General features: G+C 51.3%; 12 protein-coding genes and 1 pseudogene. 3 read left to right on the top strand and 10 right to left on the bottom strand.

Translation table 11 applies throughout. The features are described 5' to 3' along the window. Positions 1-10: 10 nt before the first annotated feature. The 6 genes from R50912_RS07040 to R50912_RS07015 form a co-directional block, all read right to left on the bottom strand. Positions 11-763, bottom strand: a complete 753-nt coding sequence (locus R50912_RS07040) for an amino acid ABC transporter ATP-binding protein (RefSeq protein ID WP_042233468.1) — start codon at positions 761-763, stop codon at positions 11-13. After that, positions 760-1,470, bottom strand: coding sequence for an amino acid ABC transporter permease (locus R50912_RS07035; protein ID WP_039301120.1), 711 nt, complete (start codon positions 1,468-1,470; stop codon positions 760-762). Before R50912_RS07035 ends, R50912_RS07040 begins: the two co-directional genes overlap by 4 nt. Then, positions 1,470-2,252, bottom strand: coding sequence for an amino acid ABC transporter permease (locus R50912_RS07030; RefSeq protein WP_042233466.1), 783 nt, complete (start codon positions 2,250-2,252; stop codon positions 1,470-1,472). Before R50912_RS07030 ends, R50912_RS07035 begins: the two co-directional genes overlap by 1 nt. A 35-nt stretch (positions 2,253-2,287) precedes the next feature. Continuing rightward, positions 2,288-3,169 carry a transporter substrate-binding domain-containing protein gene (locus R50912_RS07025; protein WP_042233464.1) on the bottom strand — a complete coding sequence of 294 codons (882 nt, stop codon included), beginning with the start codon at positions 3,167-3,169 and terminating at the stop codon, positions 2,288-2,290. After that, positions 3,166-3,690 carry a GNAT family N-acetyltransferase gene (locus R50912_RS07020; protein WP_042233463.1) on the bottom strand — a complete coding sequence of 175 codons (525 nt, stop codon included), beginning with the start codon at positions 3,688-3,690 and terminating at the stop codon, positions 3,166-3,168. The genes R50912_RS07025 and R50912_RS07020 overlap by 4 nt, the downstream gene beginning before the upstream one ends. A 111-nt stretch (positions 3,691-3,801) precedes the next feature. After that, positions 3,802-4,698: a LysR family transcriptional regulator gene (locus tag R50912_RS07015; RefSeq protein ID WP_042233461.1), complete on the bottom strand. Its 897-nt coding sequence runs from the start codon at positions 4,696-4,698 to the stop codon at positions 3,802-3,804. 280 nt (positions 4,699-4,978) lie between these two features. Here R50912_RS07015 and R50912_RS07010 point away from each other — a divergent pair, with 280 nt between their 5' ends. Both R50912_RS07010 and R50912_RS07005 read left to right on the top strand, forming a co-directional pair. Continuing rightward, positions 4,979-5,563 (top strand): GNAT family N-acetyltransferase, encoded by a 585-nt coding sequence (locus tag R50912_RS07010; RefSeq protein ID WP_042233459.1) that lies wholly within the window; start codon positions 4,979-4,981, stop codon positions 5,561-5,563. A gap of 486 nt (positions 5,564-6,049) precedes the next feature. Next, the gene (locus tag R50912_RS07005; protein ID WP_042233458.1) at positions 6,050-7,180 is read left to right on the top strand and encodes an IS4 family transposase; all 1,131 of its coding nucleotides are present in this window, start codon (positions 6,050-6,052) and stop codon (positions 7,178-7,180) included. 328 nt (positions 7,181-7,508) lie between these two features. Here the strand turns inward: R50912_RS07005 and R50912_RS35850 are convergent, their stop codons facing one another. Then, a complete protein-coding gene (locus R50912_RS35850) occupies positions 7,509-8,174 on the bottom strand; it encodes a vWA domain-containing protein (protein WP_042241794.1) in 666 nt (221 codons plus the stop codon). A gap of 201 nt (positions 8,175-8,375) precedes the next feature. Continuing rightward, positions 8,376-8,849 (bottom strand): annotated as a pseudogene (locus R50912_RS35845) (TerD family protein); the annotation flags it as partial. Between the two features lie 142 nt (positions 8,850-8,991). On the opposite strand from R50912_RS35845, the gene R50912_RS34075 reads away from it, so the two are divergent. Further along, positions 8,992-10,386, top strand: a complete 1,395-nt coding sequence (locus R50912_RS34075; protein ID WP_081956404.1) for a TerD family protein — start codon at positions 8,992-8,994, stop codon at positions 10,384-10,386. Positions 10,387-10,476: 90 nt separating this feature from the next. On the opposite strand, the gene R50912_RS06990 is transcribed toward R50912_RS34075, so the two are convergent. Beyond that, positions 10,477-11,433 carry a 3'-5' exoribonuclease YhaM family protein gene (locus R50912_RS06990; protein WP_042233456.1) on the bottom strand — a complete coding sequence of 319 codons (957 nt, stop codon included), beginning with the start codon at positions 11,431-11,433 and terminating at the stop codon, positions 10,477-10,479. 205 nt (positions 11,434-11,638) lie between these two features. Then, positions 11,639-13,912 (bottom strand): FMN-binding protein, encoded by a 2,274-nt coding sequence (locus R50912_RS06985; RefSeq protein WP_042233454.1) that lies wholly within the window; start codon positions 13,910-13,912, stop codon positions 11,639-11,641. Positions 13,913-13,964: the final 52 nt, after the last annotated feature.

The following is a 13,964-nucleotide window of genomic DNA, read 5'->3' as shown; positions in this document are numbered from 1 at the left end:
GTTATGCCTCCTAGATGGAATAGTTCAGCTCCGGCGTAATCCGCTTCAGGAACTGCTTCGTTCTTTCTTCACGCGGATGGTTGAACACCTCGGTGGGTGTGCCTTCTTCTACAATCACGCCGCCGTCCATGAACACCACATGGTTCGCCACATCGCGGGCAAAACCCATCTCATGCGTCACCACAATCATCGTTATCCCTTCTTTGGCAATCTTGCGGATCACCGCAAGCACTTCGCCAACCAGCTCCGGGTCGAGTGCAGAGGTCGGCTCATCGAACAGAATCACTTCCGGCTCCAGCGCCAGCGCCCGGGCAATGCCGACCCGCTGCTGCTGGCCGCCGGACAGCTGGCTTGGATAGGCATCCAGCTTGCTTGCTAAGCCGACCTTTTCCAGCAGTGCGATGCTTCTCTTCCGTGCTTCCTCCTTCGGAAGCTTCTTGACGATCAGCAGCCCTTCCATCACATTCTCCAGCGCCGTTTTGTGGCGGAACAGATTGTATTGCTGGAAGACCATGGCCGTTTTTTGCCGCAGCTGGTGAATATCCTTTTTGCGGGCATGCCGGCAGTCCAGCTTGAACTCACCGATCGAGATTTCGCCGCCGCTTGGCTTCTCCAGATAATTCACACAGCGCAGCAGGGTTGTTTTGCCGGAACCGCTGGGGCCGAGAATGACGACAACCTCCCCTTTGGACACCTTCAGATCAATATTGTTCAGTACCTGATGGCGCCCGAAAGACTTCGATATACGTTCCAGCTTAATCATGCGACTCCACCCCGGTTATACAGATTTATCCGTTTTTCGATCAGGGCGGTGGCCCGCTCAATGAGGAAGGTCAGCCCCCAGAAGATCAGCGCCGCCGCCAGATACGCCTCGAAGAATTTCCAGTTTGTCGAAGCTACGATTTGCGCCTGGGCATTGATATCCACGACCGATACGGTAAAAGCAAGCGTAGACCCGTGCAGCATTCCGATCACGGAATTCGACAGATTGGGCAGGCTCGCCGCCAGCGCCTGGGGGAATACGATCCGCCGGAGCGCCTGGGGAGTACTCATCCCTATGGAATGTGCAGCTTCGATCTGACCGCGGTCCACCGCCAGCAGGCCGGAACGGACCACCTCGGACATATAGGCTCCTGCTGTAATGGAGAAGGAAATGTAGGCGAAGCCGATCATCGGAATCGACACCGAGCGGAAGCTCCATCCGAACTGTACAGCAAGCCCGTCGATAATCATCGGCAGCCCGAAATAGATCAGCAGCAGATGAGTCAGCATCGGGGTGCCGCGGATGAAGGTGACATACCCCACCGCCAGCGGATACAGGACAGGTACTTTATAAATCCGGACCAGTGCCACCACAATTCCAATCGCGAAACCGGCCAATACTGAGACTACCGTGATATACAGCGTTGTAGGAATGGCACCCAGAATCTGCAGGAACGCCGTCCAGATAAACGATGGGTCCAGCTTCATTACGCGCCGCCTCCTTTACCCGGTCCCATGTCCGCAATGATATGGCGGTAGGACGCTTTTTTCTGCAGACTGAATTTCCGCTTCACCGGACTGCCCTGGTCTTCATGACGGAGTAACCGGCGTTCCGCCACCAGCAGCAGCTTCTCAATCGTAAAGCTAATCACGAGATAGATAAGTGCAAGTGCAATATAGGTTTCAATAAAATGCTGGGTCACGCTGCCCAAAGTCTGCGCCTTACCCGTCATCTCCATCACGCCCAGCGTGAACGCAAGCGAAGTATCCTTCAGCAGCGCAATGACCAGGTTCGAGAACACCGGAATGGCAATCCCCAGTGCCTGGGGCAATACGATCCGGGTAAAAGCCTGATAAGAGGTCATCCCCGTGGCGTAAGCCGCTTCCACCTGGCCTTTATCGACAGCCGTTACCGAAGCGCGGATCATCTCCGACATGAAAGCTCCCGTATGCAGGCCGTAGGTCAGAATTACGAATACCAGCACCGGCGTCCGCGTCATATCGAGATTTACCAGCTTCAGCACCTCGGGCAGACCGTAATAGAACAGGAACAATTGGATCAGAATCGGCGTCCCCCGGAAGAATGAGATGTACACCTCTGCGCAGGTCTTCAGGACCGGCACCTTGTAGAGGCGGGGAAGGGCAATGATAAATCCGACAATCACACCTGCCAGCAGCGAACAGGCTACGATCAGCAGTGTTGTGCTCAGCGTAGTCAGCAGCTTAGGCAGAAAAGAGAATACAAAACTAAGATCAAACGGTGCTCCCATCCTGCCCCTCCTTCTCCGCTATAACGGCAGCCTCATCATTGAACCGCGGATGTGGTGACGTCAGCCCCCAGCCACTGCGTACTTATTTTGCCCAGCGTGCCGTCTGCCTTCAGCTCTGCGACCACTCCGTCAATGGCATCCGACAGCTTCTGCGACGGGGCATCATCCTTGCGGAACACATACAGAATGTCAGCGGAGGACAGCTCAGCACCTACCGCCTGCAGCTTGCTCTGCGGATCAATAATCGGCAGTACGAAATCCGCAGCGAGCGTAGCATCCACACGGCCCGAATCAATCTGGCTCACCGTATCGTTGGCCGCACCGTTCTGATAGACAATTTTGATCGAATCCGCGCCGTGCTCCTTGTTGTAATTCTCGAGAATTTGCGCTTGTGCGCTGGTTGCGCCTGTCAGCACCTTTTTACCTTGCAGATCGTCCAGCGTCTGGATCGAATCATTGCCTTTGGCTACAATAATGCGGTTTCTCCAGTGGGCATAAGCTTCTTTGTTGAAAGAATACTTTTGCTCCCGCTCCGGGTTCTTCTCCATAACATGGGCTACCAGATCAATCTTCTTGGTCTCCAGGCTCAGCAGCAGATTGCTGAAGTCCATCGTCTGGAATTCGAAATCATACTCCGGCAGACGGCTGTCAATTTCCTTCAGCAGCTCTACATCGAACCCGGTCAGCTTGCCGTTCTCGTCAATGAAGCAGACATTCGGAAAAGCGGTGCCTGTGCCGACCACGATCTTGGTCACCTCTGCCGGTTCTGCGGCTGCAGTCGTTGCCTCCGCACTGGTCTGCGGTGCTGCTTCCGCCACATTCCCGCTGCTGCTGCTGTTCGCGCTGTTATTGCTGCCGCAGCCGGCGATCACCAGCGTCAATGCCAATGCAGTTGTGAGCGAAATGGTCTTTTTCATCTCTCTATCCCCTTTAGGTTGTAGTATGGTTGAGCGGTAAGTGTCTTTCTCATCAGATACATAATGCCGTCACCATTCTGTGCATCCAGCTCCAGAATCCGTTCATACCCCCGGCGTTCGTACATGGGAACCAGCCAGGGATGCTTCTGCGCCGTAGCCAGGGTTACAGCGGAAGCCCCCAGCTTGCCGTGAATAATATGCTCCTCCACCCAGTCGAGCAGCTTCCCGCCGTAACCTTTGCCGCTGCGCTCGGGATTCACTGCGAACCATTTCACAAAAGGCAGCTCGGTTACCGCCTTGACCTCTCCGCTCTTCGAGAGGGTGATCGTCGCCTCCACGTTGCCGTCGATCTCCAGCACATAACATTCATTGGTGGCGATGTTATCCTGAATTAGAGCCAAATCGGCGTTTGCCGCCGGCCAGTGCAGTCCAAGCTCGCGGATCAGCTGATAGGCACGATAGGTCACATCCAGCAGCTGCTGGGCATCCTTCTCTCCGGCCTGCCGGTATACCTCGCTCATTTCGTGCCCCCGTTTCTCAATTTATATAATTCATATCTGTTTAGTGGTAATTATATGCAATTAACTTTATCACTGCATGCAGCCATGCGCTAATAGAGTTTTTTAATACTGTTATACAAGAAGTCGATCCGGCTTGCTGCGGCCCACCGCCAGTTCCAGCAGCGACTCAATGAATTCCGCATTCTCCCCGTTCAGCGAGATCAGGCTGGTCCTCAGGGAAATCCCTTCCGTCTCGGCGACATCCACCCTGATCAGCGTTCCTGCCTCCACTTCCTCCTGCACACTGAGGGCCGGAAGGAAGCAAATCCCCGCTTGCCTCAGCACCAGCTTCTTGGCCGTCTCCAGATTATCCACCTGATACACAATGTCCGGCGGCTGCTCCATGCTCTCGAATACCCGGTGCAGGCGCATCCAGTCCAGCGAACCGCACTCGAAGAATACGAGAGTCTCCTCACGGATCTCCTGGATAGAGGCACGGCCCTGGCGGGCCAGCGGATGACCGGCATATACATACAGCGAGATCGGATCTTCACAGAAAGGGAACGACTGAATGGCCGGATTGACCACTTTGCGGATAAAAGCGAGATCAATCTCCTTCGCCTTCAGCTTCTCAATTAATGAATCGGTGGATGAGGTCGTCAGTTTAAAGTGGACCTGCGGATATTTCCGCTTCAGATGCAGCAGGAGCTGCGGCATCAGATAATTGGAGACCGACACCGTGCTGCCGATTCTCAGTTCATCCGGAATTTGGCCCTTGGACTGGATCTGATGTTTGCCGTTCTGGTAGACCTGCAAAATCTGCTGCGCGTAAGGAAGGAACTGGCGTCCTTTATCCGTAAGGTTAATCTGCTTGCCCAGCCGGTCGAATACTCTGCAGTCCAGCTCCCGTTCAAGCGACTGGATGCGAGCCGTTACTGTCGGCTGGGAGATGTAGAGTACATCTGCCGCTTTGTTGAAGCTTCCGTAGTGGTTGATGTAGACAAAGGCTTCAATGTTCTCGATATTCATGTGTAGTCCTCCTCCACAACTTTATTTAAATTAACTATTCCAATCGATTAACATGGAATTAATGCCGTACGTATGTATAGATTTTGTTTATATCTTAGTCACCGGCCCTTTTTTTGTCAACCGACTCATCGTGTAATATACAGCAAAAACCATTACATAGATCACAAAACCAGATAGAACTTTTCTATCTGTTAATCGGTTTTATTAAATTCCTCTTATGTTCGTCGGAATTGTGGATTATAATAAGCGTCACATCCCATTTCTGAACAGGAGGTACCCGATGAATCATTCCGCAGAAATTGTAATCCGTGAAGCCGCAGATGCTGACCGCGAGGCTATCGCAGGAGTTCTGCTTGAGGCTTACAGCGAATATTCAGCCGTGCTGCCCGAACCTTTTTGGGCGCAGTACCGCGACTCCATTCTCGATTCCGTCCATGGCATCGCTCCAGTCTCGCGGATTGTAGCGGAGCTGGATGGGCAGATCATAGGCAGTGTGCTGCTGTTCACCTCTTCAGAGGCCGCTTACGGCAGGCCGGAGCTGGGTATCCACACGCCAATCATCCGTCTGCTCGCTGTTTCTCCGGCTGTCCGTGGACGCGGGGTTGCCAGACTGCTGATCAGCGAGGCCGCCAGACAATCCATGCTGCTTGGAGCAGCCAGCCTGAATCTTCATACTTCAGATATGATGGTATCCGCGATCAAGCTGTACGAGAAGCTCGGCTTCCAGCGTGCTTATGAAACGGATATTAAGAACGGGGACACGCTGGTCAAAGGATACCGCCTGGAGCTGCCCGTCTCCGCGGGCCTGCAGACGCAACGAACCTCCACCTCCACAGCTGAGCGGAAACGTCCCGCCGCCCTTTAGGGGACGGTAACCGCTCCAGCGGGAATATAAGGATAAAGTATGCGGTGGTTGTGCTGAAAGAAACCCGCCTGCAGGATAAAACCCGAGCAGGAGTACTTAGCTGCGCTGATAGGCAGACTTTTATTTTGGGCAGGAGCCTATAGCTCCGTCCAGGCCGGGGGGTTTGGTTTATTTTAGCCGCTGATAGTAGTGGAGGTCCTGTGATTGTGATGGAGATATGCTAATTATGGTGGAGATCTGCCAATCATGGTGGAAATCCGGGATATTTAAAAAATCCTGCACAAAATACAACATTTTCCTCATAATCTCAGCCCTAATCCAAAATTGTTGTATAAAATACAGCATTCCTCCTCCTCTAAGCCGCTTAGCGGGAAAGATTGTTGTATTTCATATAGGCGTGTTGATTTCCCAAAAAAAGGGACGAAAAAGGCCGCCATTTCGGGTAATGGTAAGTACGACCAAACCAAACCGAAATGAGGCGACCTCATGAATAAATATACCCCATTTTTAGCCGTTTTCAAACAAGTGTTAACACCGGAAGAAGTCCAAATGGTGACCGGACAAACCGAGGACTACGTGGATAGAGGAACCAAAATGACCGTCGGGTTGCTGCTCGATTACTTTGTCCAAGCCTGCTACCACAAATGGGACGGATTCCGGCAGAGTGCCCGCTTAGGCCCAAGCTTTGACTTGCCAGAAATTCATTACTCCACCCTTTCCGGCAAGGCCGGTGAAGTCCCTTACGAAATCTTCAAACGTATCTTTCAAATGCTCGTCACGAAATGTAACCGCCAAACCCGGCGGCATTTGAACCTTCCTAAAGATCTTTTGCTGATTGACTCGACTACGGTCACGGCGGCGAACTCTAGAATGCCTTGGGCCTCGTACAAAAAATTCAGAGGGGGCATTAAGCTGCATGTTGCTCTTTCGCATGGCCAGCGTTCACCCCTGAACGTGAAGGAATCGATCGCGAAGCGCAATGACGCTCCGTTTGGAGAAGTCTTGGCAGATACGGACTACATTTTGGTACAGGATCGGGCGTATGGAAAAATCAGCAGATTGGATCAATATGTGCTCCAGGGCCAGTCGTTTGTGATTCGGCTCAAAGACAATCTCCATTTGGTGAAGCCAAGAGAACTCCAGCGACCCGCAGAGGGAGAAACGAAAATTGTTCGTGATATTACTTGTTATATCGGTCAAGGGAAGTGCCAATCTGCTCAGCGCCACCGGGTCGTAGAATTTGAAAATGACCGGGGTGAAGTCGTACGGGTCGTGACCGATTTGAGAAAAGAGTCCGCTCATGTGATCGCTGAAATCTACAAGGCACGCTGGGAAATTGAAGTCTTTTTCCGCTGGATTAAACAGCATCTGAACGTGCCATGTCTATTTGGAACCACCGAAAATGCGGTATACAGCCAATTGTTTGTGGCCCTTGCTGTCTATGTGCTTCTGAAACGCGTTTATGATGAAATCCACCCCAACGTGCCTGCCTTTGCTCAACTGACCCTTTGGGAATTTATGCAGCATTGGCGTATATTTAGTCTTCCGCTGGAGTGGCAGGTTCAACTTAGTCTGCTCAGGAACAAAGGGGTTTTGGGGATTATATCCATCCCATAATATGGGGAATCAACAGGCCTGTATTTCATACAACAATCTTCCCAAACGCCCAACTATCTGCGAGTCAAAGTTGTAAAAAGTACAACAATAATGCCTATAAAGTGTGAAGGTCATCATTGGTGAGCGCTATAGTGGTAAATACGGCTATAGATAAACGCTATCCAGTGTGAGCGCCATACGGGTGAATACAGCTATGAATAAACGCTATCCAGTGTGAGCGCCATACGGGTGAGTAGCTATGAATAAACGCTACCCAGTGTGAGCGCCATAATGGTGAATACGGCTAGAATAAACGCTATTCACTGTGAACGCATACTGGCGTTAGTCGCTAGAGAATCCGCTTCGCCTTCGCCGCCTTCAGCCACTGCGGGAATTCATTCAACAGCTGATCATAGAGCTGCTCGTCGTTCACTTCTTCTATGCGCTCCAGATGGATGAAGTTTGCGTTATCAACCAGCCTTCCGCCCATCGTGTCGAGCTGCTTCAGTACCTCGAAATCGGAATCACCGATCCCCACAAACTGCCAGAAGATCGGCAGCGAGGAAGACGCCATAATTACTTTTTGGGTTGGCTTCACTACGCCCCCGTCATTAATAAAGATAATAAAAACCGGAGTTGTATCCATCTCCTCGCGGGTGTATTTCTGAATCACATCCTCCATCACCGGCGGTTCATTGTTGCGTCCGAACTTATGGATTGAATCGTTGTTCATAATATGATTGAAGACATAGCTCCCGAGATCCCGTTCCGTTACCGGCGGCAGCCTGCTGAATTCCGTATCATACACCCACACATCCAGCGAGCCGTTGTCATCCAATTGGCAGGCTACGGCCAGAATACGTTCCACCACTTCCTGTACGACACCGCTGGAATAGAGATTTCTCATGGAGCCGGTGATGTCCAGCACAATTCCAACCCTGGCTTTTACATTGGTCAGCTGTTTTTTGACCAGGGTGAACCCGACTATTTTCTTGCGCAAATCTATGGATGACAGGACGTTGACATCGGCGGCCGGTGCAGTCTGCGGAAGGACGGTCTCCGCCGCCTCCAATACCGCCTCGAGCTTCTCCGTCTTCTCCAATAGTTCGGCTGTCGCTGCCGCTTCGTTGCCTGCCTCCGGTTCAACCTCAAGTCCATAGCTCTTGCAGAGCGCAGCCAATCCTCCGTTAAAACCGCTGCCGATCGCGCTGAATTTCCACTCTCCCTGATGACGGTACAACTCCCCGGCCACCACTGCTGTCTCGTCGGACAGATCCGTTCCATAATCGAAGCGGTATAATTCCTCACCGTTCTTCCGGTCCATTAGTGACAGCTGCAGTCCGGACAGTTCCTTCATCCGCAGATTCTGCTGCTCCCCCTCGTAGATCGTCAACGTCACCGCAATCCGGGTATATTGCTCCGGAATTCCGGATAATGAAATCAAGAGGCTCTCCTCGTTCTCCCCCTCTGTTGTATGACTTACCGTTCCATCCCTTGATACCGGATTACCATAGAATATGAAATCCTCGTCCCGTTCACACCGGTTCTGTCCGGACAACAAAAAAGCTGCTGCATCCACACTGATTCCGGCAAGCTCCGTATTCCAGCGTAACCGAATGGTTAGATCACGTACGCCCTTTCCCTTAGTGATATCTACTTTTTGGCCTTTTAAGAGCTGCAAGTTTCTCATCTCCCCGTTATAGCAGCATATTCCAGCAGTTCATAGATAAGGCATACCATATCCGCTGCATTTTGTACATTCTACTGGATTGTAATTCTCTCTGCGCTCCTTTAATATGAACCATATACATGATAGATAAGGGGCTTTACCTATGGATTTTACAGCAATAGACTTTGAAACAGCCAATTCCAGCCGCTCCAGCGCTTGCGCATTGGGGCTTGTTCAGGTTAGAAATGGTGTGGTCACCGCAGAATATGATTGGCTGATTGACCCGCGGCAGAGGTTCGACGGAATGAATATCGCAATACACGGAATTACGCCCTCGATGGTTAAAGGCAAACCGACCTTCGCAGAGCTGTGGCCCACGATTGAACCGCTGCTGCAAGGCGAGATTGTGATTGCGCATAATGCTTCCTTCGATATGAGCGTTCTGCGTTATTGCCTGGATGATTCGTTATTCAGCTATCCGGATTTCAAATATATGTGTACCTACCTGCTGGGCAAAAAAATGCTTCAGGAGCTGCCCTCCCATAAACTGAATGTAGTCTCGGAGCATTTCGGCATTAGGCTGAAACACCATGATGCGCTGGATGATGCCAGAGCTTCGGCACTCATTCTATTGAAATTGATGGAGCAGTGGCAGCAGTTCGATCCCCTCCTCTTAGCCGGCAGCCAGGGCTACCAGGCAGGCACGATGTATGCGGGCGGATATACTGCCTTCAAGGCATCCCCCAAGAAAGCCGCCAAGAAACCGGCGGCCCCAAAGACTGCTGCAAAGACGGCAATTCCCGTAAGCCCGGCTGTACCGGATCGCGAAGCTCCCCTCGTATCCACACAGCGTCATGCTTCTTCTGCAGGTCTCCCGGCTGCAACACCGCCTGCCCCTGAAATTCAACCTGTACCCGAGCTGGTGAGAGGCCAGCGCGTGGATATCGGCAGCAAGCTCAGTGCTTCGAGAATTCTCTTGTCTGTGGAGTGGGATCCTACGCTTTCCGCCATGGAGCCGGACAACTCTGCTTTCCTGCTCCGGGAGACAGGACGCTGCGAACAGGATCAGGATTTTGTCTTCTATGGAAACATGGAAGACCCCAGCGGTTCTGTATTCTACTCGAAGCCTGCTCCAAACGCGGGACATCTGCATCTTCAACTGGCGAAGCTGCCTGCGTCCATTACGCGGGTCGCCTTGACCTTCACACTCTATGGGGAGGCTTCCGGCCAGAACCCGGGCCAGATCAATTACACCTCCGCCTCACTAATTGATTCCCAGTCGGGAACCAGGCTGGCCTCTTTTCCCTTTGGCCTGGGCTTAAGCCTTGAGACGGCAGTAGTCATAGGCGAATTCTACCGGTACAAGGACAAATGGAGATTTGTTGCCATTGGAGAGGGATTCCCGGGCGGACTCCGTGCCCTGTGTAATCATTATGGTCTTGAGGTGGAACCTCCTGAAGCTGCGGCTGAGTCTACAGCTGAATCAGCCGCAACAATAGAAACTGCAGAAATAGTACGAACAGCCGGCAGGATCCCTCCGTCTGCCCGCAAATCATAGAATTCATGCCCCTTATGGCATACACAAACACCCCCAAGCCGCAATCATGGCTTGGGGGTGTTGTTATCTCTTACGCGTTACAGCATAGCCTCAGATTTTCATCCGGTAAACCGCCTTATTCTCCAGTCCCCTGATGAACGGTGTCCATTCCTCCGTCTCGGGAGTAGTATCCAGCGCATCCTCCACCATCTGCAGCTTGGCATCCATGGCATCGATATGATGCAAGGCGACCGCTTCCGCTGTCTGGGGCTGGACCGGACTTCCCCATTCCCCCAGATTATGATGCGACAATACCAGATGCTGCAGTGCCAATACCTTCTCCGATTCCAGATCAATGCCGGTGCGGATAGCCGCTTCCGTAATCCAGCTCGACGCCATCGAAATATGACCGATCAGCTTGCCCTGCACACTATAATCCGACACAATACCGAATTGCGAGATCATTTCTTCCGGTTTGGCAATATCGTGGAGGATAATTCCCGCTCTTATAAGATCAGGATTCAGGAACGGGCGCTGCTTGCACAGGAAATCCCCGATCTCCAGCATCCGCACCATATGATAAGCCAGTCCGGCAAAATAAGCATGATGATGCGTTTTGGCTGCAGGATAGTGCATCAGCTTCTCTTCCACTTTCCCCACACAGAAGGAAACGATCGATGCGACCTCCGGGTCGGTTATACTGGCCATTGCATTCTTAATTGTGTGGATCAGATCCACAGGACGCACAGGGGCTGAACGGATGAACTCGGTAAGCGACACGCCATCGGACTCATCCGCGAGTCTGATTTTGGTTATTTTGACCTGCAGCTTCTCCCGGTAAGTATGGGCAATCCCGCGGACCTTCACCAGGGCCATCGGGAAAAATGTTTCTTTATCCGTTACACTTACATCCCAATATTTAGCCGACAGCTGGCCGCTGGAATCACCAAGTACGATATCAAAATAATCCTTTGGAGGAGTACCGTTTGTCTGTTTTAGCACTAGTTCCCTAAGCAGATAGAAGCCGGTGAATTCATCCTGTGGGGATAGCTGTTTAATTAATGTCATGAGGAGCCTCCTATTACTTACAGGCTTTGAACCTGCGGTGTATATTAAAGTTTAGACATTCACATCCGAAATCCCTTTAAATTACTATACGATATCCATTCTTAATTATGTCCATTCCCCCTTGCAGCCTGTTCGTGCAAAAATAAAAAAGGGATGTCCCCAACCATTTGCATGGTCAAGGACGCCCCTTTGAGGTTAGATTTAATTATTTTCCAGCTGCTTCAAGTGCTGCTTTGATCGCTTCAATAGCTTTGGCAGAGATTGCTTTCTGGGCATCATTCGTTCCGAATGCTGCAGCACGGTATCCGTACTTGTGCAGTCCTTTGCCGTTCGAAGTATTCTCGATTTCGTATTTCACGAGCAATTCGTCATCCGTCAGGTTGTATCTTACTTTACCTTTATCATCAAGGTAGTAAACAACCATAGTTACTGGAACATTGAACTTAGTAGTAACCATTACATTTACGGATTTGTCTGCACTGGCACCGATGAAGATCCCATCGAAGTATGCAGCCTTCTCGGTTTCAACAACTTCAGCTTTACCGTAAGCTCTGTCAACGGCAGCTTTAAGTGCATTGCTGCTGCTGGTAGCGCCAGATACAGCATCTACTTGTGCTGCGCCTTCTCTTGTGCCTGCAGCCAGGAAGTTAGCTGTCAGCACCGGAATTGCTTTTTGAACTTCAGCATAAGCGGCTTTACCCAGGTCTACCATGTTCATTCCTACACGGGAAAGAGCAACATTTACGATCTTGCCGTTACGCAGGGTAACGTCAGCTTTGTTTGTACCCTTGTCATAAGCGTCGCCGTAAGCGGTGAACGTGCCGTCTTTATAAGTGCCTTGTACTTTGGAAGCATTGGTCAGGGCATCAGTCAGTGCTGCCTTTGCTGCAGCAGATACAGCTTCCTGGCCAGCGATATCAGCAGTGTCCACGCCGTTTGCAAGCAATCCGGCAGTCAGTTGATCAACAAGGGATTTCTGCGCATCTGTACGCTTGTCATCAGCAATAATCTTGCCGTCTGTACCGAACAGGCTCAGTTTGATAGCAGTTACTTGATCGCCAGCAACATCTGCCAGCAGAAGAACTTTAGACTGGTTATCCACTCCGGCAAATTTGCCGTCGAAGTATTTACCTTCTGCAGATACCTTCAGAGCCTTCTCGAAAGCTCTTTCTACAGCCTGGTTCCAGCCGTGGCTGCTCTCAGTGGCGCCCGAAATTCCGTCTACCTTCTCATCATAATTAGCGATATAAGAACCGTTCGCAAGCAATTTAGCAGTCATAGGAGCATTTGCTTTCACTACTTCAGCATAAGCAGTTGCGCCTCTGTCAATCAGGTTAGTGCCAAGTCTGAACAATTTCACATCAACCAGCTTACCGTTGCGGATTACAACATCGGCTCTCTCAACGCCTACGCTTCTTGCTGTACCGTAGGAAGAGTAGAACCCGTCCACATAAGCGGAAGCGTTGTTGATGCTGGCATTTTGCTCAGCATCCCAGAAAGCGTTGATCGCAGCTTTGGATTCAGCTTCGAAGCCGGCTACAGACTTGGCAGCAGAACCATTGGCCAGCAGTACTGGTGTAATTGCTGCAATCGCTGCCGTTTGTTCAGCAGTATAAGTCTTCTCATCTGCGAAATCACCAGTTGCAGTCAGCGGGTACAATTTAACTGCTGTCAGTTTGTTTGCATCGTAAGTAGCAAACACTGCATATTTGGCTTCAGGATCTACACCCATGTGAACGCCGGCGAAATAAGTAGCATCAGCCGGCTTATCCTGCAGCGATCTTTCGAACGCTCTGTCCACCGACAATTTCCAGCCGTTGCTGGAGCGGGTTGCGCCGGATACAGCGTCAACAGCTGCTGCGCCGTCTCTCGTTTTGCCAATCAGTCTGTCTTTCATCAGACCGTATGCCACCCATACGCCGCTGTAGTTATCACGGGCGTTCCGGTCGATAATTTTCGGGCTGGTTCTCAGCAGCTCGATGTCGGCAATTTTGCCGTCTTTGATTGTAACTTTAGCGCCTTCAGTACCTTTGGAGTAAGCATCGCCATAGGCTACATAGACTCCGTCTTGATACACGGCTGCTTTAACAGTAACTGGTACTGCTGTTGCAACAGGCTTAGCTGTAGCAGCTGGCTTAACTGTTGCTGCTGGTTTAGCAGATGCTTTGGCGGATGCTGCAGGTGCAGCGGTTGCTGCCGGTTTAGCAGTTGCTTTAGGTGTTGCTGCCGGTTTAGCAGTTGCCTTAGGTGTTGCTGCTGGCTTAGCGGTTGCCTTAGGTGTTGCTGCTGGCTTAGCGGTAGGTTTAGGAGCTGGTTTAGCTGTCGGTTTCGGAGCTGGTTTGGCAGTAGCTGCCGGAGCTTCCTCCGAAGCTGCCGACACCGCATCCACCTTCAGGTTCAAGGCTGGTGCATTAATCGTGTAGGCGAGTGGCGCAAGCAGTAAGGCTGCGCTTACAGTCAAAGCAATTAGTTTTTTCAAATGCGTATTCTCCTTTATTATATCCCCAGTAGTATGTAGCCCTTTTAAACTG

It is taken from the genome of Paenibacillus sp. FSL R5-0912 (genome assembly GCF_000758605.1).
Lineage (GTDB): Bacteria > Bacillota > Bacilli > Paenibacillales > Paenibacillaceae > Paenibacillus_AQ.
The sequence above is the reverse complement of the archived record's forward strand: the minus strand, read 5'-3'. Positions and strand labels throughout refer to the sequence as shown.